This is a genomic window from Erwinia amylovora, assembly GCF_017161565.1.
Taxonomy (GTDB): Bacteria; Pseudomonadota; Gammaproteobacteria; order Enterobacterales; family Enterobacteriaceae; genus Erwinia; species Erwinia amylovora.
Window position 1 is genome coordinate 3,383,667 of the sequence record NZ_CP066796.1, and the last position, 22,184, is coordinate 3,405,850.

18 protein-coding genes are annotated in these 22,184 nt (G+C 53.9%); 6 read left to right on the forward strand and 12 right to left on the reverse strand.

The window, feature by feature from the left end; all coding sequences use genetic code 11:
- Positions 1 to 31: 31 nt before the first annotated feature.
- Positions 32 to 1,576, reverse strand: coding sequence for a methyl-accepting chemotaxis protein (locus JGC47_RS15420; RefSeq protein ID WP_004160387.1), 1,545 nt, complete (start codon positions 1,574 to 1,576; stop codon positions 32 to 34).
- A 352-nt stretch (positions 1,577 to 1,928) separates the two neighbouring features.
- Complete coding sequence (gene gltP, locus JGC47_RS15425; RefSeq protein ID WP_004160388.1) at positions 1,929 to 3,230, reverse strand: glutamate/aspartate:proton symporter GltP; 1,302 nt, start codon at positions 3,228 to 3,230, stop codon at positions 1,929 to 1,931.
- A gap of 506 nt (positions 3,231 to 3,736) precedes the next feature.
- Here gltP and acs point away from each other — a divergent pair.
- The 3 genes from acs (at position 3,737) to actP (ending at position 7,821) form a co-directional block, all read left to right on the forward strand.
- Positions 3,737 to 5,692: an acetate--CoA ligase gene (gene acs, locus JGC47_RS15430; RefSeq protein ID WP_004160389.1), complete on the forward strand. Its 1,956-nt coding sequence runs from the start codon at positions 3,737 to 3,739 to the stop codon at positions 5,690 to 5,692.
- A gap of 162 nt (positions 5,693 to 5,854) precedes the next feature.
- Complete coding sequence (locus tag JGC47_RS15435) at positions 5,855 to 6,166, forward strand: DUF485 domain-containing protein (protein ID WP_004160390.1); 312 nt, start codon at positions 5,855 to 5,857, stop codon at positions 6,164 to 6,166.
- On the forward strand, positions 6,163 to 7,821 hold the full coding sequence (actP, locus tag JGC47_RS15440; protein WP_004160391.1) for a cation/acetate symporter ActP: 1,659 nt from the start codon (positions 6,163 to 6,165) through the stop codon (positions 7,819 to 7,821). Before JGC47_RS15435 ends, actP begins: the two co-directional genes overlap by 4 nt.
- Positions 7,822 to 7,882: 61 nt before the next feature.
- Here the strand turns inward: actP and JGC47_RS15445 are convergent, their stop codons facing one another.
- The 3 genes from JGC47_RS15445 to JGC47_RS15455 form a co-directional block, all read right to left on the reverse strand.
- Positions 7,883 to 8,428: a YfaZ family outer membrane protein gene (locus tag JGC47_RS15445; RefSeq protein ID WP_004160394.1), complete on the reverse strand. Its 546-nt coding sequence runs from the start codon at positions 8,426 to 8,428 to the stop codon at positions 7,883 to 7,885.
- Positions 8,429 to 8,568: 140 nt separating this feature from the next.
- Positions 8,569 to 9,267, reverse strand: coding sequence for an LrgB family protein (locus JGC47_RS15450; RefSeq protein WP_004160396.1), 699 nt, complete (start codon positions 9,265 to 9,267; stop codon positions 8,569 to 8,571).
- Positions 9,260 to 9,688 carry a CidA/LrgA family protein gene (locus JGC47_RS15455; RefSeq protein WP_004160397.1) on the reverse strand — a complete coding sequence of 143 codons (429 nt, stop codon included), beginning with the start codon at positions 9,686 to 9,688 and terminating at the stop codon, positions 9,260 to 9,262. Before JGC47_RS15455 ends, JGC47_RS15450 begins: the two co-directional genes overlap by 8 nt.
- A 108-nt stretch (positions 9,689 to 9,796) precedes the next feature.
- On the opposite strand from JGC47_RS15455, the gene JGC47_RS15460 reads away from it, so the two are divergent.
- Positions 9,797 to 10,699 carry a LysR family transcriptional regulator gene (locus tag JGC47_RS15460; protein WP_004160403.1) on the forward strand — a complete coding sequence of 301 codons (903 nt, stop codon included), beginning with the start codon at positions 9,797 to 9,799 and terminating at the stop codon, positions 10,697 to 10,699.
- 49 nt (positions 10,700 to 10,748) lie between these two features.
- Here the strand turns inward: JGC47_RS15460 and JGC47_RS15465 are convergent, their stop codons facing one another.
- The 4 genes from JGC47_RS15465 to soxR all read right to left on the reverse strand — a co-directional run bounded on the left by JGC47_RS15465 (position 10,749) and on the right by soxR (position 15,553).
- The gene (locus tag JGC47_RS15465; RefSeq protein ID WP_004160407.1) at positions 10,749 to 12,398 is read right to left on the reverse strand and encodes a Na+/H+ antiporter; all 1,650 of its coding nucleotides are present in this window, start codon (positions 12,396 to 12,398) and stop codon (positions 10,749 to 10,751) included.
- A 165-nt stretch (positions 12,399 to 12,563) separates the two neighbouring features.
- Positions 12,564 to 13,913 (reverse strand): NCS2 family permease, encoded by a 1,350-nt coding sequence (locus tag JGC47_RS15470; protein WP_004160409.1) that lies wholly within the window; start codon positions 13,911 to 13,913, stop codon positions 12,564 to 12,566.
- Positions 13,914 to 14,379: 466 nt separating this feature from the next.
- The gene (locus tag JGC47_RS15475) at positions 14,380 to 15,042 is read right to left on the reverse strand and encodes a glutathione S-transferase (RefSeq protein WP_004160411.1); all 663 of its coding nucleotides are present in this window, start codon (positions 15,040 to 15,042) and stop codon (positions 14,380 to 14,382) included.
- A 43-nt stretch (positions 15,043 to 15,085) separates the two neighbouring features.
- Entirely contained in the window at positions 15,086 to 15,553 is a 468-nt protein-coding gene (gene soxR, locus JGC47_RS15480; protein WP_004160412.1) for a redox-sensitive transcriptional activator SoxR, read from the reverse strand.
- Between the two features lie 102 nt (positions 15,554 to 15,655).
- On the opposite strand from soxR, the gene soxS reads away from it, so the two are divergent.
- Together soxS and JGC47_RS15490 are read left to right on the forward strand one after the other, a co-directional pair.
- Positions 15,656 to 16,081: a superoxide response transcriptional regulator SoxS gene (gene soxS, locus JGC47_RS15485; protein WP_004160413.1), complete on the forward strand. Its 426-nt coding sequence runs from the start codon at positions 15,656 to 15,658 to the stop codon at positions 16,079 to 16,081.
- Positions 16,082 to 17,173: 1,092 nt separating this feature from the next.
- Positions 17,174 to 17,566 carry a transposase gene (locus tag JGC47_RS15490; protein WP_004160418.1) on the forward strand — a complete coding sequence of 131 codons (393 nt, stop codon included), beginning with the start codon at positions 17,174 to 17,176 and terminating at the stop codon, positions 17,564 to 17,566.
- A gap of 693 nt (positions 17,567 to 18,259) precedes the next feature.
- On the opposite strand, the gene JGC47_RS15495 is transcribed toward JGC47_RS15490, so the two are convergent.
- The 3 genes from JGC47_RS15495 to JGC47_RS15505 form a co-directional block, all read right to left on the reverse strand.
- Complete coding sequence (locus JGC47_RS15495) at positions 18,260 to 18,709, reverse strand: DUF3828 domain-containing protein (protein ID WP_004160420.1); 450 nt, start codon at positions 18,707 to 18,709, stop codon at positions 18,260 to 18,262.
- A gap of 877 nt (positions 18,710 to 19,586) precedes the next feature.
- Complete coding sequence (locus JGC47_RS15500) at positions 19,587 to 20,027, reverse strand: hemagglutinin (protein WP_223386214.1); 441 nt, start codon at positions 20,025 to 20,027, stop codon at positions 19,587 to 19,589.
- 245 nt (positions 20,028 to 20,272) lie between these two features.
- Positions 20,273 to 21,937 carry a ShlB/FhaC/HecB family hemolysin secretion/activation protein gene (locus JGC47_RS15505; RefSeq protein ID WP_004160423.1) on the reverse strand — a complete coding sequence of 555 codons (1,665 nt, stop codon included), beginning with the start codon at positions 21,935 to 21,937 and terminating at the stop codon, positions 20,273 to 20,275.
- Positions 21,938 to 22,184: the final 247 nt, after the last annotated feature.

Sequence of the window (22,184 nt, forward strand, 5' to 3'; positions counted from 1 at the left end):
CTCGTCACCCCCAAACATTATATTTAGAAAATCATCGGAATACGCTGATCGCTTCTACCAGACGCGTAGACTGGCGTGCCATACGTTCGGAAGCTTGCGCCCCTTCTTCCACCCTCGCAGCATTCTGATGAGTAATATTGTCCAGTTCCTCCACCGCCAGATCAATCTCACTGATAGCGATCTCCTGTTCGGCGCTGGCTTCGCTGATCTGAGCAATCAATGACGACACGTTCTGCACCTGTGAAACGATATTTTCCATGGTTTTGCCCGTTTCATTGACATGTATTGTGCCTGATTTCACCTTATGTGCGCTGCTTTCCACCAACGTTTTAATTTCGCTGGCTGCCTTGGCGCTACGCTGCGCAAGGCTGCGAACTTCTCCCGCCACCACCGCAAAGCCTTTGCCCTGCTCCCCGGCACGGGCAGCTTCCACGGCTGCATTAAGCGCCAGAATATTAGTCTGGAAAGCGATACCGTCGATCACACTGGTGATACTGGTAATTTTTTTCGAGCTCTCGGTAATTTCCGCCATCATTTTGACCATGTCGGTCATGGCATTTCCGCCCTTAATGGCTGCGTTGCTGGTATCGTTCGACAGGTTGTTTACTTTGGTGGCGGTTTCGGTGTTGCTCTTCACCGTTGCGGTCATCTGATTCATGGTGGCTGCCGTCTGCTGAACGTTGGCCGCCGTCTGCCCGGTGCGGCGGCTCAGTTCACCGTTGCTTTGCGCAATGGCGTCACTGGCACTCAATACATTGATTGCCTGACCACTGACATCATCCACCAGCCAGCGAAACATCAGCCCCAGCTGACCGATGGCACGCAGCGTGGTGCCAACTTCATCAACCCGTTCCATCTGCTCTACTCTGTGGTCAGCGCCGCTGGCAACGCGCAGCGCCTGCTGGCAGACACGCTCAATTGGCCGTGAGACTTGCATCTCCAGCCAGACGCAAGCCAGCAGCAGCAGCAGCGCCATCCCTGCAGTGAACATGGCCAGTGCGCTGTGGCTAACTCCTAATCCCCATACGCCCAGCGTTGCCAGCGGCAGCATTAGCATTAGCGTGCTGCGGATCCGCCAGCGCAGTGGCAGCGTTTTAAACAGGGAGCGCCAACTCATCAGTCCGCTACGCACAATCAACCCTTTATGGAACCGCAGCCCCTTGGCTCTTCCTGCACGGAATTTCTCATATAGCCTCTCGGTGGCGCGGATCTCCTGCTGGTTGGGTTTAGTTCGAACTGACATATAGCCCTTTACATGACCATTGCGCACGACCGGGATAGCGTTGGCTCGCACCCAGTAGTGGTCACCATTTTTGCGGCGGTTCTTCACAAGGGCCGTCCATGGCTCGCCCTGTTTCAGCGTCGACCACATATCGGCAAAGGCTTCCGGCGGCATATCCGGGTGGCGCACGATATTATGTGGCTTCCCGTTAATCTCTTCAGACGTGAAGCCGCTGACCTCAATAAAAGCATCGTTGGCGTAGGTGATCACGCTGTTAGCATCGGTTGTTGACATCAATGTCGCATCGTCGCCGAAAACATATTCTTGCTGAGTGATGGGAAGATTGTTGCGCATAAATCAAATCCTTTTAATGGATCAGCGTAAAGCTGGCAGGAAGAAACGATAATTTATTTTATGTTTTCGGCAGACATTAATGGAACTTTAGCGAATTGAAGAAATTTTGTTAACGGGGAAAAACGAATGGCAGCTCGTGTTCAGGCACTGTGCAATAAGCTAAAGGGTAAGCTAACTGCACAGACATGCATCTTCATTAAAAATACTCTTCAGACTAATTTATAATCTGTGCTGTTTGAATCAGTAAAAAGGTAACAGCTCAGAGGAATGATGTGACCAGAAGGGATGAATTCGCCAGCCAGCAAGGGGCAGACAAAACGGGCCGGGGGAGGATCCCAAGCCCGTTAGCTTATCAGACTGAAGGCAGGCCCTTAAGCTTTACCTCATAGGATGCTGCCTTTTCGGCATCAAACTGGTTTTCCCACTTGGCAATGACCAGCACCGCCAGCGCATTACCCACCACATTGAGCGCGGTACGCGCCATGTCAAGGATGCGGTCTACACCGGCAATAAAGGCCAGCCCTTCCAGCGGAATCCCTACGCTGCCCAGCGTGGCCAGTAACACCACGAAGGAAACACCGGGTACGCCAGCGATCCCTTTCGACGTCACCATGAGCGTCAGTACCAGTATCACTTCCTGGCCGATCGACATTTCAATACCGTACAGCTGGGCAATAAATATCGCCGCGATGCTTTGGTAAAGCGTGGAGCCGTCGAGGTTAAACGAATAGCCGGTTGGTACCACGAAGCTGGTGATCGACTTCGGCGCGCCGTAAGCCTCCATCTTCTGCATGATACGAGGCAGCACGGTCTCAGAACTGGCGGTAGAGAATGCGAGGATCAGCTCATCCTTAAGAATGCGTATCAGAGTGGTGATACGCAGATTGCAGAAGCGTGCAACGGCTCCCAGCACGACCAGCGCGAAGAACAGGATTGCAAAGTACACCAGCAGCACCAGCTTTGCTAACGGCCATAATGAAGCAAAGCCGAAGTTAGCCACGGTGACCGAGATCAGCGCGAACACCCCGACTGGCGCATAGCGCATGATCATATTGGTGACTTTAAACATCGTTTCCGACGTTGAACGGAACACCTTCAACAGCGGCTCACGGTGTTCAGCGGACAGTGAAGAGAGACCGAGGCCAAACAGCACCGAGAAGAAGATGACAGGCAGCATCTCGCCCTTAGCAATCGCTGCAAAAATATTCTGCGGGATCAACGACAGGATGGTGGCAACCAGGCTATGTGGTTGTCCCTGCACCTGCGCCGTAGTGGCTTCATATTTAGAGATATCCACCGTTGCCAGCGTAGACATATCGATGCCGGAGCCGGGTTGGAACACGTTCGCCAGGGTTATTCCTGCCACGATGGCAATGGTGGTGATCACTTCGAAGTAGAGGATGGTTTTTACGCCGATCCGCCCGAGTTTTTTCGCATCCCCTACGCCGGCAATACCGACAATCAGAGTGGAAATCACGATCGGTACGACGATCATTTTAATCAGATGAATAAAGATATCACCTGCCGGGCTGAGAATGTTAGTGACTAGCCATTCACGATTCTCCGGCTGGTTATGCAGCACGGCACCAACGCTAATCCCCAGTACTAACGCAATCAGTATTTGCCAGGCAAGGCTGAATTTTACTGCTTTCATAACTTGTCTTTTTCCTTAACAAAACCTGCTTTCCGCGTAGTTCATACGGAGTGAATGACACTCAAAGGAGGCTGACCGATATTCGGCAATTCACAGGTAATTGATGGGTGATGCCTGAATAGAGGCGCGTAATCAGTACCATTTCCGATAGTGTGAATGCAACCCTACGCGATATGTGGCTACTTGCTTTGCTTCCGGCTGGAGAAAAGCCAATTAACAATAAGGGAAAATAACTCACTGTTATTAAAGAAAATTTTTCCCATTAATAACGCATATCTATGCATAACACATGCATTTCCCCGCAGAAACTAAATGGTCTATGTGCTTATTTTTTAGGCACCCCGATCAGGGTTTTAGGAATGTTGTTATGGTTTAGCTGATTTTAGGTCATCCATCCATCTATTCCATCTGCGTGATCTGCCGCGCAAAAAGAAAACAAAGCCATGCTTATACCTCCCTTTAACCTTTGATTGACATATCATCAACAATCTTCAAGGAGGGCAGCCATGAGCCATTCACATATTTACCCTATCCCGGCCAACATTGCGCAAAATACGCTGATAAATCCCCGGCAGTATCACTTAATGTATCAGCAATCGATACAGGACCCCGAGGCATTTTGGGGAGAGCAAGGCAAGATCCTGGACTGGATAAAACCTTACGCTACGGTAAAGAACACCTCCTTTGCCCCTGGCAATATCTCCATTCGCTGGTATGAGGACGGCACGCTTAACCTGGCCGCCAACTGCCTCGACCGGCATCTGGCAGCGCGCGGCGATCGCCCGGCAATTATCTGGGAAGGGGATGACGCCAGCGAAAGCAAAACCATTACTTACCGCGAACTGCATCACGACGTATGTCGCTTTGCCAATGCCCTGCAAGCGCTGGGAATCAAAAAGGGTGATGTGGTGGCGATCTATATGCCAATGGTGCCAGAAGCCGCTGTGGCAATGCTGGCCTGCGCGCGCATCGGTGCCGTGCATTCGGTTATCTTTGGCGGTTTTTCACCGGAAGCCGTCGCCGGGCGAATTATCGACAGTCATGCCCGTCTGGTGATCACCGCCGACGAAGGCGTGCGTGCCGGACGCACCATTCCGCTGAAGCAAAACGTCGATGATGCTCTGACTGATCGCGGGGTGACCAGCGTCGACAAAGTCATTGTCCTCAGGCGCACCGGCAAAGATATTCACTGGCACCACGGCCGTGACCTTTGGTGGCATGAGCGGATGAACAGTGCCAGCGAGCAGCATCAGCCTGAAGAGATGAACGCGGAAGACCCATTATTCATCCTGTATACCTCCGGTTCTACCGGCAAACCAAAGGGGGTGCTGCATACCACTGGCGGTTATCTGGTTTATGCCGCGACCACTTTCAAATACGTTTTCGATTATCACCCGGAGGATATCTATTGGTGTACCGCCGATGTCGGGTGGATTACCGGACACAGTTACCTGCTGTACGGTCCGCTGGCCTGTGGTGCCACCACGCTGATGTTTGAAGGAGTGCCTAACTGGCCAAAACCAAGTCGTATGGCCGAAGTGGTGGATAAACACCAGGTGACCATCCTGTATACGGCGCCCACGGCAGTGCGCGCGTTAATGGCCGAAGGGGATAAAGCGATTGCCGGCACCCATCGTTCCAGCCTGCGCATCCTTGGCTCAGTAGGTGAACCGATCAACCCGGAGGCCTGGGAGTGGTTCCATCAAAAAATCGGTAATGGCCGATGCCCCATTTCAGATACCTGGTGGCAGACGGAAACAGGCGGTTTTATGATCGCTCCGCTCCCCGGAGCCACCGCGCTGAAACCCGGATCGGCTACCCATCCATTTTTTGGCGTACAGCCAGCGCTGGTCGATAACGAAGGTAATCTGCAGGAAGGTGCCAGCGAAGGCAATCTGGTTATCGTTGATTCCTGGCCTGGCCAGGCGCGCACGCTATTTGGCGATCATCAGCGCTTTGAGCAGACCTACTTCTCCACCTTCAAAAACCGCTATTTCAGCGGCGACGGCGCTCGCCGTGATGAAGACGGTTATTACTGGATAACCGGACGCGTCGACGACGTACTGAATGTTTCCGGTCATCGGCTGGGCACGGCAGAGATCGAGTCCGCGCTGGTCTCGCATCCGAAAATTGCTGAAGCCGCCGTGGTCGGGATTCCACACGCTTTAAAAGGCCAGGCAATCTACGCCTATATAACGCTGAACAGTGGTGAAGAACCTTCGCCGCAGCTGTACAGCGAAGTGCGTGCCTGGGTGCGTAAAGAGATTGGCCCCATTGCTACGCCGGACGTGCTGCACTGGACCGATTCATTACCCAAAACCCGCTCGGGGAAAATTATGCGCCGTATTTTACGCAAAATTGCCACCGGCGATACCAGCAATCTCGGCGATACTTCTACGCTGGCCGATCCCGGCGTGGTAGACAAATTACTCGAAGAAAAACTGTCGATTAAAATGCCATAACCGCAACGGGGGCTGCTGGCCCCTGTTGATTGCCTGTCTTATTACCTCCTGATCGTCAGCACGATAGATTGATAACAACAATATGTATCCCACATCATTGCCGTTGCCGCGGTTAAGGCAGCAGATTCAATCATGAGGGATATCACCTCTGGAGATGCTGTGATGAATGATGTCCTCTACGAAAGAATTGAGAAAAGCAATCGTTTCAAGGTGTTGGTGGAAAAACGCCAGCGTTTCGCCGCCCTGCTATCCATCATGATGTTAGTCCTCTACGTCGGCTTTATTCTGCTGATCGCCTTCGCGCCCGGCTGGCTTGGTGCACCGTTGTATCACGGCACCAGCGTCACGCGAGGCATTCCCATCGGGGTTGGGCTGATCGTTGTCTCATTCCTGCTGACCGGTATTTATGTCTGGCGCGCCAACGGCGAGTTCGATCGCCTGACCCGCGAACTGCTGAATGAGGTGAGAGGATGAAAAAACGTGATCTGTTACCCGTACTGGCGGTGCTGCTACAGCGGCCTGCAATGGCCGCCGATGCCATTAGCGGTGCGGTTGAACGCCAGCCAGTCAATGTTGAAGCGATTGTGATGTTTCTGCTCTTTGTCTCACTGACGCTGGGAATTACCTGGTGGGCTTCCAAACGTACTCGTTCACGCAGCGATTACTATACGGCTGGCGGCAATATCACCGGGTTTCAGAACGGGCTGGCAATGGCCGGGGATTTCATGTCTGCCGCCTCGTTTCTCGGCATTTCCGCGCTGGTTTACACTTCGGGTTATGACGGGCTTATCTACTCGCTCGGCTTCCTGGTCGGCTGGCCGATTATCCTGTTCCTGATCGCCGAGCGATTGCGTAACCTTGGCCGCTATACCTTTGCCGATGTGGCCTCTTACCGGCTGCAGCAGAAGCCAATCCGCACGCTGTCGGCCTGCGGTTCACTGGTGGTGGTGGCTTTGTACCTGATTGCGCAGATGGTGGGCGCGGGTAAACTGATCCAACTCCTGTTCGGCCTGGACTACCATGTTGCCGTGGTGCTGGTGGGCATACTGATGGTGATGTACGTGCTGTTTGGCGGCATGCTGGCCACCACCTGGGTACAGATCATCAAAGCTGTACTGCTGCTGTTTGGTGCCAGTTTTATGGCCATCATGGTGATGAAAAGCGTTGGATTCAGCTTTGATACGCTGTTCAGCGAAGCAATGAAGGTCCATCCGAAGGGGATTGCCATAATGCGCCCTGGCGGGCTGGTCAACGATCCGATCTCTGCCCTTTCACTCGGCCTAGGCCTGATGTTTGGTACTGCCGGCTTGCCGCATATTCTCATGCGCTTCTTTACCGTCAGCGATGCGCGGGAAGCGCGTAAAAGCGTGTTCTATGCTACCGGCCTGATGGGTTACTTCTACTTCCTGACCTTTATCATCGGTTTTGGCGCCATTTTGCTGGTCGGAGCCAACCCGGCGTTCAAAGATGCCGGCGGGGCGCTGCTCGGTGGTAACAATATGGCGGCGGTTCATTTGGCCGATGCGGTCGGCGGCAGTCTGTTCTTAGGCTTTATATCTGCCGTGGCCTTTGCCACTATCCTTGCGGTGGTAGCCGGGCTGACGCTGGCGGGAGCCTCAGCGGTTTCACACGACCTGTATGCCAGCGTGATGCGTAAAGGCCAGGCCAGCGAACGTGACGAGCTGCGCGTATCGAAAATCACCGTTGTCGCGCTCGGTATGGTGGCAATCCTGCTGGGCATTTTATTTGAAAAGCAAAACATCGCCTTTATGGTCGGACTGGCATTTTCTATCGCTGCCAGCTGTAATTTCCCCATTATCCTGCTGTCGATGTACTGGTCGAAGCTGACCACGCGAGGGGCGATGACGGGCGGATGGTTGGGCCTGCTGACGGCGGTTATTTTGATGATCCTCGGCCCAACCGTTTGGGTGGAGGTGCTGGGCCATACGCGGGCAATTTTCCCGTATGAGTATCCCGCTTTGTTCTCCATGCTGGTAGCGTTTATTGGCACCTGGCTCTTCTCCGTCACGGATAATTCCGCACAGGGTGCCGGGGAACGGCTGCGCTTCCGCGCGCAGTTTGTACGTTCACAAACCGGTGTGGGGATTGAAGGCGGGAAAGGGCATTAGTTAGCAATCAGCTACTCACCCGCTGCCGGGGCGACCCGTTTACGGTCGCCCCACGTTAATATCAGAAGTGCAGTGCCGCGCCGACGTATGGGCCATCTGCGACCACGTTGTCTTTACGCCCGTCCTTGCCGTTCAGGGCCATGTACTTGTAGCCCACGCTGAAGTCAACCAGCGAAATCGGCTGGAAGCTCATGCCAACAGAGGCTTCCTGATAGTTGTCGATATGGCTGGAGAAAGCATCCGGTGAAAAGTAATACTCGCCATACAGATTAAACATTTTGGTTACCGGCACGCGTACACCGCCGCCAACCGCAATCGCGTAGCCATCTTTCGAGTCTTTCGGGTTAGTCGACATGGCTTTCACCGTCGGAGACAGGAACACATCGCCAATTGCCACGTTGTAGCCCAGGCCAATGCTGGACACATTGCCGTCATGATCGCTGCGCAACCAGTCACCAGAGAGCGCAAAACCGGGCGTAGTGGTGCCCAGCCCTGCATGCACGTCGGTGTAATCTTTGCCTACGTTCACGCTACCTTCGATAGCCTGAGCAGATCCCACCAGCGCCAACAGCGCCACCGCGCCCGTTGTCAATGCCACTCTTTTCATTATTTTCTCCCGGTTAATGTAACTTACGCCTTGATGCGTTTGCCCTGAAGAGTAAACCAGGCGTACAAGGAATTATATGGGAAGCCGGAGTAAAATATTGCATTTAAGTAACATAACAATACAAAATGCAAGTATCTGTTTCAGCTTGTTGCCCACATCATATGGCCAATGGCAGGGGCGATCATCACCGTCACCACGCCTGAAAGCATCATCACCAGGCTGGACACCACGCCCTCCTGCTGCCCGATTTCATAGGCGCGCGCCGTGCCGGCACCGTGTGATGCGGCACCCAATCCGGCTCCTTTAGCCACCCCCTGTTTAATCGCCAGGCGCAGAAACAGCAGATCGCCGGTTGCCATGCCGAACACGCCGGTAATAACCACAAACAGCGCGACCAGGTCGGGCTGACCTCCTACCTGCTTCGCTGCCGCCAGCGCAAAGGGCGTGGTGATCGAGCGCACCGCAAGACTGCGCTGGACAGCTTCCGGTAGCGTCAGCAGCCGCGCCAGCCACACGGAACTACAGACGGCCACCAGGGTTGCCGTGAACACCCCGGCGCTAAGAGACAGCCAGTGACGGCGAACGATCGCCAGGTTCTCATATAGCGGTACGGCGAATGCCAGCGTCGCCGGGCCAAGCAGCCACAGCAGCCAGCGACTTTCGCCGATATAGTCTTGCCAGGAGATGCGAGTGAATACCAGTAGCGCCACCAGCACCATCGGCGTCATCACCAGCGGCATCAGCACCAGGCGACGCCAGCGGCGATACAGATGCTTATTACAGAAGTACACCACCAGGGTCGCCAGCAAACACAGAATGCCGATCACAAAATCACTCATTGCGCTGCCCCTGTTTCCGCGCTGCCAGCCAGATCTCTAAACGGTAAACGCGGTCCACCACCAGCGATGTCGCAGCCATTACCAGCAGGGTGCTGATGACGATCACCAGCAAAATGCGTCCGCCTTCTACGCGCAGCAGATCGGCGTAATTAACCACAGCCACCACCGCCGGAATAAAGAACAGCAGCATTTCAGCCAGCAGCCAGCTGGCTCCCGCTCTCACCCAGCCGAGCGGCAGCACGCGCAGCACGATCATCGCCAGCAGCAGCAACATGCCAACGATATTGGCTGGCAGCGGCAGGCGCAGCCAGCTAACCAGCTGTTCGGATATAATAAAAATAGCCATAACAAGAGCCACCTGCAGCGGAACCTGTACCCGTTGCAGCCAGCCCATTGCCTGCTGACGCGTTACCAATGCCATATCGTGTTTACTCACAGGGGGAGATAAGTTGACAGAGAGTATAAAGCGCTGGCGAAGGGTGAAAAAAATGACTTAAAATTATTCGAACTATGCCAGACAGGAATAATTATGGACGTTCGTGCACTGCGCTATTTTGTCGAAGTGGTTCGCCAGCAGAGCTTCACCCGTGCCGCAGAGAAGCTGTACGTTACCCAGCCCACCATCAGCAAGATGTTACGGCAGCTGGAAGATGAACTGGGCTGTACATTACTGATCCGTGAGGGCCGCAAACTGCATCTGTCCGACACGGGCCAGGCGGTCTATCAGCGCGGGCTGACCATTCTGCAAGAGTTTAAGCAGCTGGAGGCGGAGATCGGCGATATTAACCAGTTGAAAACCGGCGAGTTGCGTCTTGGCATTCCACCGATGGTTGGCATGCAGATTGCCGGTTCAATATCCGCTTTCCGCCAGCGCTACCCTGGCGTGGAGTTAAGGATCGCCGAATTCGGTGGCCTGACGGTGCAACAGGCGGTGCTGTCAGGCAGTCTGGATATTGCCATGACCGCCCTGCCGGTGGCGGACGACCTGCCGCTCAACTCGCTGGCGCTGATGAGCCACCCACTGTGCGTGTTGGTTCCACGTACCGAAGAGTGGTTACGCCGTAGCCATATGCCCATCGGTGAGCTGGCCGGGCACCCGATATTGATCTATAACGAAGAATTTTCGCTCAATCGCCAGCTGATGCGGGCTTTTCAGTCCAGCGGATTTACGCCGCAAATTGCGGTGCGCAGCGGACAGTGGGACTTTCTGGCGGCAATGGTACAGGCAGGGATGGGAGTAGCCATTCTGCCGGAGCCGATCTGCCAGCGTCTGGACAAAAGCCAGCTGCTGTGGCTGCCGCTGGAATCGGACCTGGTGTGGGATCTGGGGTTAATCTGGCGCGAGGGCAGCTATTTGTCGCGCAGCGCCCAGGCCTGGATAGGCTGTTGCCGCGAGTTTTGGCCGGGTGAAACGCCTCGCTTATCGCTATAAGGTGGCAGCAGGCGACCAGCATCGCCCGCTGCGCGGCAGCAACAGAGCGCTATTCCTCTTTATCCGTCAGCAGCGTTTCCATCAGGTCGAGATCGTGCTGTAACTTGCGCATGGTTTCGTTGCTGATTTTCTGCGTGGCGCGCAGATGATACAGCTCGCCACGTTCGGCACGCAGCGCGTTGAGACGGAAACGGCGCTCCAGATTTTCCGCATACAGCGCACGTTCCATATCATCTTTGCCATCAACCCGGCGGCGCAGGTTGCCCGACACGCGCAGGCTAACCTCTTTTAGCAGCTCGCTATCGATGTTCTCATCGGCATCGGAGGCCAGCCGCTCTTCCATGTGATGCAGGCTTTCAATAGCAGTGGCCGCCATCAATGCTCGCGCCGTTTGTACTTCGCGCCGATGCACGGATTTATCAATCCCTTCAACGCCGCGCAGCAGCACCGGCAGCACCATCACCCCGATCAGCAGCGAGAACAGGATCACCCCGGTTGCCAGGAACACCAACTCATAACGCGCCGGGAAATCACTGCCGTTGGTCAGTAACAGCGGAATAGACAGCACACCGGCCAGCGTGATTGCCCCACGTACGCCGGCAAATGAGGCAATCAGCAGCTCGCGCGTTGAGTAATTGGAAAACTCCATCGGGCGTTTTTTCAACATTCGGCGGCTGATCAAACGCATCGTCCACAGCCATCCGAAGCGCACAATCATCAACGCAGCATAGATCAGAACCACCGAGGCAAACAGCGCCCACAGCTCGACATCAGGATCGGCATTCGCCTGATTTAACGATACCTCGAGAATGTCCGGCAGCTGCAAGCCCAGCATCAGGAAGACCATGCCGTTAAAGACAAATTCCAGCATCTGCCAGACGCTGTTAGCACGCAGTCGCATTGCCAGCGGAGCATGGCGAATAATGCCGGAACGCGAGATGGTCATACCCGCTGCCACCGCCGCGAGAATGCCGGAAACGCCAATATGTTCCGCAATCAAATAGGAAGCAAACGGCAGCAGCAGCAGCAGTACCGTCTGCGTTGCCGGATCGTCACCGCTCCAGCGGCTGAACAGGCGCAGAGATTTACCGTACAGCCAGCAGATGGTGATGCCCGCCAGCAAACCGCCGATAGCCACTTTGAGGAACTCCAACGTCGCACCGGAGACGGTAAACACCATCGTACCCATCGTCACGGCCACGGCAAACTTCATGGATACCAGACCGGAAGCGTCGTTCATCAGCGCTTCGCCCTGCAAAATGGCCATAATTTTTTTCGGGATGCGCCCCTCGCCAACAATGCCGGAGAGCGCTACCGCATCGGTAGGGGACAGCACGGCAGCCAGGGCAAAGGCAGACAGCAGTGGGATCCCCGGCACCAGCCAGTAAATCAGATAGCCAATGCCAACAACGGTAATCAGCACCAGCATCAGCGCCAGGCCAAGGATCTCACGCCCGTGGTGTAAAAACTCGCTGGTGGGGGTTTTCCAACCATCGGCAAACAGCAACGGCGGAATAAACAGGACTAAAAACAACTCCGGGTCAAAGTCGACATGCAGGCCAAACGTTGGCCAGGCAAGCAGCGCTCCCATCGCGATTTGCACCAGCGGCAGGGGAATTTGAAATGGAATGATACGAGCAGCCACGCCTGACAACGAGACAACCAGCGTCAGAATGAGGATGGTAAAGAAGATTTCCATGTTTTCCTTTTTTATACGTCTTCCAGTGGGATTGGGGCATGGCGATGTATATGCCCACCTGATAGTAAAGCAAATTCATCAGACGTTGAAAAACAGGAAGTGCGTTAAGCGGGAAAATTTGGCTGCATCTGCAGCCGGGGCCGCAAATTACGGCCCCAAACTGGATTAAATTGCCCAACCGCCGGCATAGAATGCGACCAGGATGACACCAATAACGACCGTGCCCACGTTCAGCTTACGCCACTCACCGGCAACAAGGCGGCCAACGATCAACGAACCGAAACCGAGCATGATACCGGTGACGATATTGCAGGTTAGCACGATAAATACCGCTGCCAGCAAACCAGACATCGCATCGACAAAATCGTTAAAGTCGATTTTTGACACGTTGCTCAGCATCAGCAGCCCGACGTACATCAGTGCTGGTGCGGTGGCATAACCCGGAACCAGGTAGGCCAGCGGTGACAAAAACAGGATGAGCAGGAACATCACGCCGACCACAACCGCCGTCAGCCCGGTTTTGCCGCCCGCTGCCGTACCGGCCGCCGACTCGATATACACCGCGGCAGGAGCCGCACCGACCAATCCAGAGAAGATGCTGCTCAGTGAGTCGCTGGTCAGCGCCCTACCGCCGCTGATAATCTGATTGTTTTTATCCAACAGATTAGCCTGACCCGCCACGGCACGAATGGTCCCGGTGGCATCAAATACGGCCGTCATCACCAGCGCCAGCACGCTTGGCAGCACTGCCGGTTTCAGCGCACCAATAATATCCAGGCTAAATACCAGTGAGTTCCCCTGCTTGTCGCTCAGGCTTGGCATGGAAAACAGCCCTTGATAGCGCACGGCAGGATCGAATATCAGACCAATGACCGATATCACAATAATGGTCAGTAAAATACCGCCGGGGACGCGCCGCTTTTCCAGACCAAAAATCACCGCCAGGCCCAGCAAAGTCATGACAATCGGGAAAGAAGGGAAATGCCCCAATGCGACCGGCAGTCCCGGCCCCGGATTTTTTATCACCAGACCGACGCCGTCCGCCGCGATAAGCAGCAAAAACAGCCCGATACCCACGCCGGTGCCGTGTGCCACGCCCATTGGCAGATTGCGCAAAATCCAGGCGCGGATGCCGGTCGCGGAGATCAGGGTAAACAGCCCCCCCATCAGGAATACCGCCCCCAACGCCACCGCCAGGCTAATTTGCTGGCCCAGTACCAGGCTGAAAGCGGTAAACGCCGTCAGAGAAAGGGCACAACCAATTGCCATCGGCAGATTGGCCCACAGCCCCATCAGCAGAGAACCAAATCCGGCAACCAGGCAGGTTGCAACGAAGACGGCAGCCGGCGGAAAACCCGCTTTACCGAGCATAGATGGGACAACAATCACTGAATAAACCATCGCCAGGAAGGTCGTCAAGCCGGCGATCACTTCCTGGCGTACGCTACTGCCGCGTGCGGAAATTTTAAACCAGGCGTCTAAAGAGCCGCTCGCCGGTTGAGAAGGAGTAGACATAGTATTCCTCTGAGCTTTTTTTATGAGTTGTTGCTGCGTGGCATCGCTGCGGCGCGCAGCGATCTCCGTTTGCATCCCTGGTGCAATATTCGCCGCGCACAGTACATCGTACGGGGCATAAACCGAATACAGGCAAACGTTTTTATTCCACGCATAGTGTGCGTAATAAATATTCTGCGTCATTGGTGCCGCTGGCAAACGCTAAGCCGGGACTGTGACGAATACCCGTCAGCAGAACACAGACTTGCAAGATGACGATTAATTGCAGGCAAACGATTATCCAGTGTTTTATGTCGTACTTTCAACACCTGTTCGCGCTGACATGCCATTGTCTGGCGATGCACCAACATCCGCCATAAGCGCTGATATAGTACCGGGATTAGCCCCGGTACACTGCAAAGATTTTCTTATAACCGTTATCCGGCACGGGAGGGGTAAAACGTTTTTTCACAGACGGGAAAACTGTTCACACAAGGTGAATTTCGCCCCCTTTATCCAAAGCGCGCTGCCAGGCCGCGCGGCACTGCACTTTTTCCAGCCAGGCCTGAATCGCAGGGCTGCCAGCGGCACCACCGCGCGCGGTCATCGCCTGTATCGGAAAGCTCATCTGCACATCGGCAATGCTGAATCGACTGCCGGCAAACCACTCATTGCTGGTCAGATGCTGCTCGATAAACTGGCGATGGGTGGCCAACTGGGGATCGATATAGCCCTTCTGCACCCCTTTACCAAATGCACTACCAATCGGTCGCAGCAGCCAGGGTACCGGCGCTTTACCCATCCGGCTGAAGATCAGTTTCATCACCAGCAACGGCATTAATGAACCTTCGGCATAGTGCAACCAATAACGCGATTGTATTACCTCTTCATCATCAAAAAGTTTCAGCCGATCTTCGGCGTCATAATGCGCCGCCAGGTACTCCAGGATCGCGCCGGATTCCGCCACCACGCGATTCCCATCGGTAATAACCGGGGATTTGCCCAGCGGGTGCACTTTTTTTAGCTCGTCAGGAGCCAGCATGCTGGCCTCACGCTGATAGCATTTAATCTGATACGGCACTTCCAGCTCTTCCAGCAGCCACAGCACTCGCTGCGAACGTGAATTGTTAAGATGGTGCACAGTGATCATCATCACTCCTTAATGTCGGCAATCAAATCATCAGTATAGGAGCTCAGACGCTTTTTACATCCAGCAGTATGGCCCCGGTACCCTGTTCGCTCAGGCGGTCATCAGGATTACGTAGCGGGCAATCCTCCATCGACAGGCAACCACAGCCGATGCAGCCGTCGAGATCGTCTCTCAGGTGGGTCAGCGTTTCAATACGACGATCCAGTTCATCACGCCACTGCTGTGACAACAGTGCCCATTCTCTGGTGGTCATACGCTTACCGGGGGAATACTGCATCAGGCTATCGCCGATGGTGGCAAGCGGTATGCCGATACGCTGGGCTATTTTGATCACCGCAACGCGACGCAGCACGTCACGGGTGTAACGCCGCTGATTGCCCCCGTTGCGATAGCTGCTAATTAACCCTTTGCTTTCATAGAAATGCAGCGTAGATACCGCCACGCCGCAGCGCTGCGCCACATCACCAGGAGTCAGTTCCCGCTTGTTGGGATTATGGGTACTTTTTTTCATTTAGCACTTTACCTCAAGTAAACTTGAGGAATTATACTCACCGACCAGTGAGGCCGCGAGAGGTATCAATCCATTTTCGTCAGAGATTTGGGAGAAAAATGTATGCATGACGACATCATCAACACCCTGACCAACTGGATCGACAATAATCTGGACAAAGCCCTGTCGATTGAGGAAGTGGCTGCAAAATCAGGCTACTCAAAGTGGCATTTACAGCGAATGTTCCGCGCGGTGACAAAACAGACGTTGGGTGGATATATCCGGGAACGCCGTTTAATGCGGGCTGCCGAAGCGCTGCGCCAGAGTCAACGCCCGGTTTTTGATATCGCCATGCAATATGGTTACGATTCGCAGCAAACTTTCTCCCGGGTATTTCGTCGTCAGTTTTCCCAGACGCCAACGGCTTACCGTAATACCATGCGCCGCCAGAGGCTACAGCGCAGCAGCTGGAATTTTGACTGCGGCGACTACCCGGCCAGCAGCTTTCAACCGCAGCGAAATGACAAAAGCTGCCCAATCTGTAACTAAATGCCCGTGCGGGGATCCGCAGCGCTGATGCCCGCCACAACCTCATGCCCGCTCGCCAACCCTTTTCTGCCACAGACAGCAGGCGACTGGCTCATCACCGTTTGAGTCTCGACACGATGTTTCACGCCAGCCCCCTAAATGCACGGTGCCGCCGCCGTCTTATGCCAGCCGCTTTTGCCGGTATTGATCTCGCTATGTCAAGCTGGTTACCAGCGGGCTGTTGGCTATGTCGTTGCATACGCGAAACCTGCTTAACGCCTGGCATAGTAGCAAAGAGGGGTTTGCCGATGTAACAAGCCAAACACCCACTGACGAGCCTACGCCTTAGCACTAACCCGGCTTTACATCGCCTGTCTGACGTCCCCGGATTGTCCACCTTGCTTGTTAAAGATATGAAACCTTTACAAGCTGGCAAAGCTCAGGTGGTGATTGCTGATATACTACCGATGCGGAACTTTCTCATTAAAATTTTCGTTTACGGATGTCAGGCGTCTTTTCACATGTTTTGCTTTAGAAAGTTTTATCCAGGTCAAACCAGGGCGTTTTTCGACCGGGTAAATACAACCTTTCCTTATTTCCGCTTTGATATTTAACATCGTTTAACCTGTCTGTGGGTTTTATCGCTGGTGGCAAATTTGAATTTTTAAAATAATTTCACCCTTCAAAATACCCGGGTTTTAAAAGGGCACGTTGTTACTGCTTGAAAAGCCTGATTTTAACCTGTCCCTGATTCAATTTTACTATCAGGGGGATCTCTGGCGACGACAGTTAGCGGTAATTTTTACATAACCCGTTGAACCGGATTGAAGTAGCACAGTTTTTACATCCCGCGCGAATTTTCCTAATTATACTAATGGTTTGAATTGAGATGAGAGGAACTGATAGCAAAATAAACAATATCAAAAGCCGTCAAAACTCTTTTTTAAAAAAATAGGATGAATCCCATAATGTTATTTTCCTCATAATAACCTAACGTAAGGTATGACAGCCCAATCACCTGATTTCTCAGGATTAGATAATATCTGAAATAACAGATCCATTTATTAATTAAGTCACACTTATTCAAGTATTGTTAAGAAAGGTAATAGCATTATGAGAAAGTCACGATACAGCGAAGAGCAAATCACCAGCGCCATTAAAGCTTCTGAAGACGGAACCAGGGTAAATGTAATCTGTGACGCATTGGGAATTTCCGCAGCAACCCTGTACAGCTGGAAAAAGAAGTATGCTGATTTATCTTCAGAAAAGGGGAGGAAAATGAGAGACATGGAGGAGAAACTTCACCGTATTGAACGTGAATTACAGCTTATGTCCTCAGACAAAGAGATGCTGCAAAGCGTGCTGAAGCACTTTTTCACCACCAAAGACAAGCGTCAAGCCGTTAATTTTTTACAAAATACTTATCAAGTTGGCACACGCCGCAGTTGCCGTCTGCTGGACATCAGCCGCAGTGTTTACCACTATCCCAACAGTGGTGAAAACTGATCGTGGCATTGGTGATGGCAAGTTTAGGGTAGGCGGGGCAAAAAATATTTTTATGGCTAACTGAATATCCCGTTTGCCTGCCCGGTGCGGACATTGACAGATGGCCTGTTTAACGCCTGGCCGCACTGGTAGAAATTGAATATCATCAATGAGTTCGCTGCACGTTTATCTTTAACACCAGGGTCAAGGTGCCATCCTTAAATCCAGCTATCAACCGTCCGGTCAGGATAATTTTCTATTTCCATGATGAATTCGCCCAGGATTTAGCAACAGTGCCAGAGAACAGTTCATCACCATGACATTTGTTCCAGCGTAACGTTTATTACCCGCAGAAAAAAACATTAAACATACTTACCAGTTAATATCACAGTTATGCAGTTTTTACGTCCTGATGGCAATTTAACTTATCATTAGCTGGATCTCAGGCTGCCGGTACAGTCAACATCTCATGATTTTTTACAGCAAAATTTGATTAAGAGCGGGGCTGCACACGAGTAGCCCGGCGTAAACATGGCGTTTAGCCGCGGCTGACTAATGAAGCGCAGCGGTCAGCGGGTATGACTTGTCGGTGTTTTGCAAGGGGCGCACGGCGAAACGATCCGCCAGGCGACCCGATGCTGTGAGAGACTGTTGACTGAACGGCGGCGGCTGGAGGATCTTCGCCAGCAGTTCACGCGTTTCCACTTTAATGAATTACTGCTCAGGGCGTTCCGATTCGGGTTGGACCTCGTCGATCTTCCAACCGTCGTGTTGGTGAATCAGCGTAACCAACAGATGTTGACTGTCGCCGGGATCGCTTCCGAGCGTGACGTCACCCGCCGCGCGGTTACCCTCACAGGTGAAACTGCTGACGCTGACGTTATTGACCCAGCCGTCGCTGTAGTCCTGATCCTGCAGGAAATAGTCGTCTTCCATGCCGTCCGGGCTTTTAATCAGCAGGTTAATTTTTTGCAGCAGTCGCTGGGTAACATATTTATTTAATAGCGGATCGTGTTCATCGATTGGGCTTTCTTCTTGACTTAGCGCCGTCAGATACCAGCTGTAAAAGGCCCGGCTGGTGCTCTGTGGATCGTTATTATGCTCCGCCGCCGCCGCCCCGAAGGCGGCGATTGCTGTCACCAGCATCAGCAACCACTTTTTCATGCAGACCACTCCGGATAACTCACGTCTTTACCTCATTATCAATCATGCATTGCCATGCGCCTGTGATTGTATTGAATTTAGCCGGCTAATCCACCCTGCTCCTTCACTTTATTGCCGTTTCAGTCACCGTTTATCCTGGAACTGGCACAAATAGCCAGGTGGCACGCTCTGGGCGCAGCTCGTGGCCAGAGATCCCGACGTTGGCGCAGTGGGCCAGATTTATGCCCGCGGCTTCTTTTTACTGGTTTTATTAATGGCCGGATTACCGGTATGGGTTGGGTCAGGCCGTTGCAAGGTTAATGCATACTGCATCTTGTGCCGCCTCTCCGTCGCTCACTTTTTCAGCGGAAATTGCACCGTGGAGACTGTAGCCTGGGTGAATGCGAGTTGCCTCAAGCCGCTGTTATTGACCGGCTGGCGATGGTCACCGCTGGCTTCAGCTGTTGCTTACCTTCTTGCCGCGCACGCAAACCGGCGCGACGGGCAGTACCTTCCTGCTGAAGTCCACGTTTCAGGTTTCCAGCTCAACCACCCGCAGTTATCAACTTTGCCGCCCCGTTGAGGGTCAGATTGCCATTCAATGTCAGGGCGCTGGCGTCCGGCGTGCGTTTCATAAAACGCTATGGTGCCCCCCTCCGCATTGGGCGTTAAGGACAGGTCATTGATCCAGAGATCCTTCCGCTGCCCCTTGTTGTCCTTCACCCGAACCTGCGCACGCTGCTGGCATCAATAGCCAGCTGCGCTCCATCGCCGTTATTTTATGCGCCCGACGGTATTCAGATGCAGCGTCGCAGTAGCTGCCATCACCGCATCGCGCCCGTGATTGTCAACGATGCGCGCCCGCACGATGATATCGTCGCCCATCACGGTGGCCGGTTTATCCGGCGAGTGATGCAACGAAGCGGCTCTCTGCGTCTCCGGTCTGAGGCCAGACGGCCTTCTGGCTGAACAGATTGTTGCCGGTAACATCCCACTGGCCAGCTCTGACTTGTGCCTGTCGCGCGTCGATACTGCCTGCCGTATTGATGACCCGCATCCCGCTGTCAACCGTTGTCTGACGGAGCACCACGCCGCCAGATCCTTTACTAAGCGTGGTACGACCGGCCGCAAGCTGACTCTGGCTGATATCAACCCGCCAGCCGTTCAGGTTTATATTCTTGTCACTCAACGGGCTGCCGCTGGCGCGGGGCTGCCCCTCACTGGTCAAGGTTAAATCTGCGGCGCGCATCAGCAGGCTGGTTTCATCACTGCCGGCCAACAGATGCCCGCTGCTGCCAATACCCTGTCCGACATGCATCAGCACGTCACCGGCCGCCACCAACGTACCGGACTGTTTCAGATCGCCGCTGCGGCTTGTAACAGACAGCGATCCGCCGCTGTGCAGCTTGCCGTGACGTGCGATATCGCCCCGGGTAGCAAGGCCGATATTGCCGCCCGCCCGGGTTAGCGACTCCCGATCGGCCGCTTGCCAGACAAGTTTTCCTTCGCTGCTGATGCTTAGCGTTTTGACCGCCTGTAAGTCGATAGGGTGAAAAGCGCCCGTCGTTTAACAAACAGAGCGCATCAGATTTCCAGATTAAGGCTGAAGCCAGCGGTGGCACCGGAGGTATGAAATGACCGTGGTTTGACCAGCGGCACGCCAGCAAACAGGTCATAGCTCAGGCGTTGCCACAGCGCGCCGCGCACCCCCAGTGCACTGCCCACCAACTGATGCCGGGCCAGAGAATGGGGGCCGGGGTCGGCAACGCGCCCGTAATCAGCGGCAGCGTAAAGCTCATGCCCGCGAGACAGCACATTCCACGCCAGCTCATTGCGCCAGATAACCGCCCTTTCTCCGGATAACATGCGTTCACCGTCAAATCCGCGCACCGTGTAACGCCCGGCGATGGCCATTCGATCCGGCGACGTCAATGCTTGACGGCTCCACTGCCCGCGCACGCTGGTGACAAAACGCCATGTCTGCTCGCCGAAGGCCAAAGGCTGATTCAGGCTGATATCACCCAACGCAATACCGGTACGAGCGCTGCCGCTATGCGTATTCTCTTCAGGCGATCTGAGCGCTCCTGATGCGGCAGTGCCCCGCCGCCAGTTGAGGTTAACATCCAGGGTGGCAGCCCCGATATAGCTGCGCTGGCTAAAGCCCAGCTCCCAGCCGGCGGTGCGCCGCCGCCGCTGCTCAATGTCAATATCGTTGACCGCAATGCTGGAGTGACGCCGCCAGGCGCGCATAATGAGCGTGGTCTTGTGCAACTGATTGCGATACAGCAAGCGGGATAAAGTCAGCTGCACATTGCCGCTCTTGCCCCGGTAGGTCAGCATCTGGTTCGTGCCGGCGATATTCTGGTACCAGTTGTAGTGGTTGTAGTTGGCGGAAAAGCCCCAGTAGCCAACGGGGAAGAAGTAATACAGGGTATGAAAACGGTTACCGCACGGGCCGCGTCCGGGCAGATCTTCACCCAGGTTGGCATAGAACAGGTCGTTGTGAGCAAAGGGGGCATCAAGCGCCAGCGTGGCGGAGCCGAGGTAGCGGCCAGTGCTTTTCGATCCGCTGTCGTCCAGCCCCAGACTAAGTCGGGCCGGGTTGCCCTGTTGCCAGCTCACGCGCAGATCGCTGGTCGCGTCCCGCTGGCCGCGCACAATTTTGATGTCGGCAGTGGCGCCGGGTAGGCGTTTGACGTTCTCCGTACCTTGTTCTGTCGCCCTCAGGTTGAGCATCTCGCCCGACGATGTCGGAATAGCATTCCACAACCGATCGAAACGGATGTCGCCAATGCGATCGGGCTGAATAGTCTGCGTCAGCACCCCTTTCGTCAGACTCTGTTTCCGGGCCATTACCCGAGTGATGGCATAGCCTTCGGCCAGAATGACGTTCTGTACCTGATTGATAAGCAACAAGATAACCGGCCCACCCAGGCAATGATCTTGTGCCACATCTGCCGCATTCAGCGCCCACCGAAAACGTGCGTCAGGAACCCCTATCAGCCGCAGAGTATTAACGATAAAACAAGAGGGTTCATTGCCAGGGTAATCAGGTAAGACGACTTCAGACGGCGCCAGACGCACTTCACTTTGCGCCGTATTTTGCTGTTGCAATATGCGCTCGCGCGTCTGTTGCCGCTGCTGTTGCTGCGCATCAGGGATTTCGCCTTGCAGGGCATGACTACCGGGTACAGGCTCAGCCAGGGTAAACGGAAATGAAACCAACAACATGCCGTTCAGGACGGGCATATGGGCTACCCGCCGCAAAAAATGTAATAATCCAGCCATTAAATTGAAAATCCGTTTTCAAAATGTAACACAATGTAATTTTAAGTTATTATCCATTGCATCAAGTGAAAAGCAAGGTAATCAATAATTTTTTTAAACAATCTGCATAAATCAAAGCAAATTTCTTTATGGGAAACACGTTTGGATCTTGGGGGTAATCCCTCCAGGAGGGTATTGAGTGAGTTAATCACTAAGAAAATCTGTATAA

Coding starts and splice junctions, on each gene's coding strand:
- acs (WP_004160389.1), top strand. CDS start 3,737: ATGAGCCATTCACATATTTACCCTATCCCGGCCAACATTGCGCAAAAT.
- JGC47_RS15445 (WP_004160394.1), bottom strand. CDS start 8,428: ATGAAAAGAGTGGCATTGACAACGGGCGCGGTGGCGCTGTTGGCGCTG.
- JGC47_RS15450 (WP_004160396.1), bottom strand. CDS start 9,267: ATGAGTGATTTTGTGATCGGCATTCTGTGTTTGCTGGCGACCCTGGTG.
- soxS (WP_004160413.1), top strand. CDS start 15,656: ATGCATGACGACATCATCAACACCCTGACCAACTGGATCGACAATAAT.
- actP (WP_004160391.1), top strand. CDS start 6,163: ATGAAAAAACGTGATCTGTTACCCGTACTGGCGGTGCTGCTACAGCGG.
- soxR (WP_004160412.1), bottom strand. CDS start 15,553: ATGAAAAAAAGTACCCATAATCCCAACAAGCGGGAACTGACTCCTGGT.
- JGC47_RS15475 (WP_004160411.1), bottom strand. CDS start 15,042: ATGATCACTGTGCACCATCTTAACAATTCACGTTCGCAGCGAGTGCTG.
- JGC47_RS15470 (WP_004160409.1), bottom strand. CDS start 13,913: ATGTCTACTCCTTCTCAACCGGCGAGCGGCTCTTTAGACGCCTGGTTT.
- JGC47_RS15505 (WP_004160423.1), bottom strand. CDS start 21,937: ATGCCCGTCCTGAACGGCATGTTGTTGGTTTCATTTCCGTTTACCCTG.
- JGC47_RS15465 (WP_004160407.1), bottom strand. CDS start 12,398: ATGGAAATCTTCTTTACCATCCTCATTCTGACGCTGGTTGTCTCGTTG.
- JGC47_RS15460 (WP_004160403.1), top strand. CDS start 9,797: ATGGACGTTCGTGCACTGCGCTATTTTGTCGAAGTGGTTCGCCAGCAG.
- JGC47_RS15435 (WP_004160390.1), top strand. CDS start 5,855: ATGAATGATGTCCTCTACGAAAGAATTGAGAAAAGCAATCGTTTCAAG.
- JGC47_RS15455 (WP_004160397.1), bottom strand. CDS start 9,688: ATGGCATTGGTAACGCGTCAGCAGGCAATGGGCTGGCTGCAACGGGTA.
- JGC47_RS15490 (WP_004160418.1), top strand. CDS start 17,174: ATGAGAAAGTCACGATACAGCGAAGAGCAAATCACCAGCGCCATTAAA.
- JGC47_RS15420 (WP_004160387.1), bottom strand. CDS start 1,576: ATGCGCAACAATCTTCCCATCACTCAGCAAGAATATGTTTTCGGCGAC.
- JGC47_RS15495 (WP_004160420.1), bottom strand. CDS start 18,709: ATGAAAAAGTGGTTGCTGATGCTGGTGACAGCAATCGCCGCCTTCGGG.
- gltP (WP_004160388.1), bottom strand. CDS start 3,230: ATGAAAGCAGTAAAATTCAGCCTTGCCTGGCAAATACTGATTGCGTTA.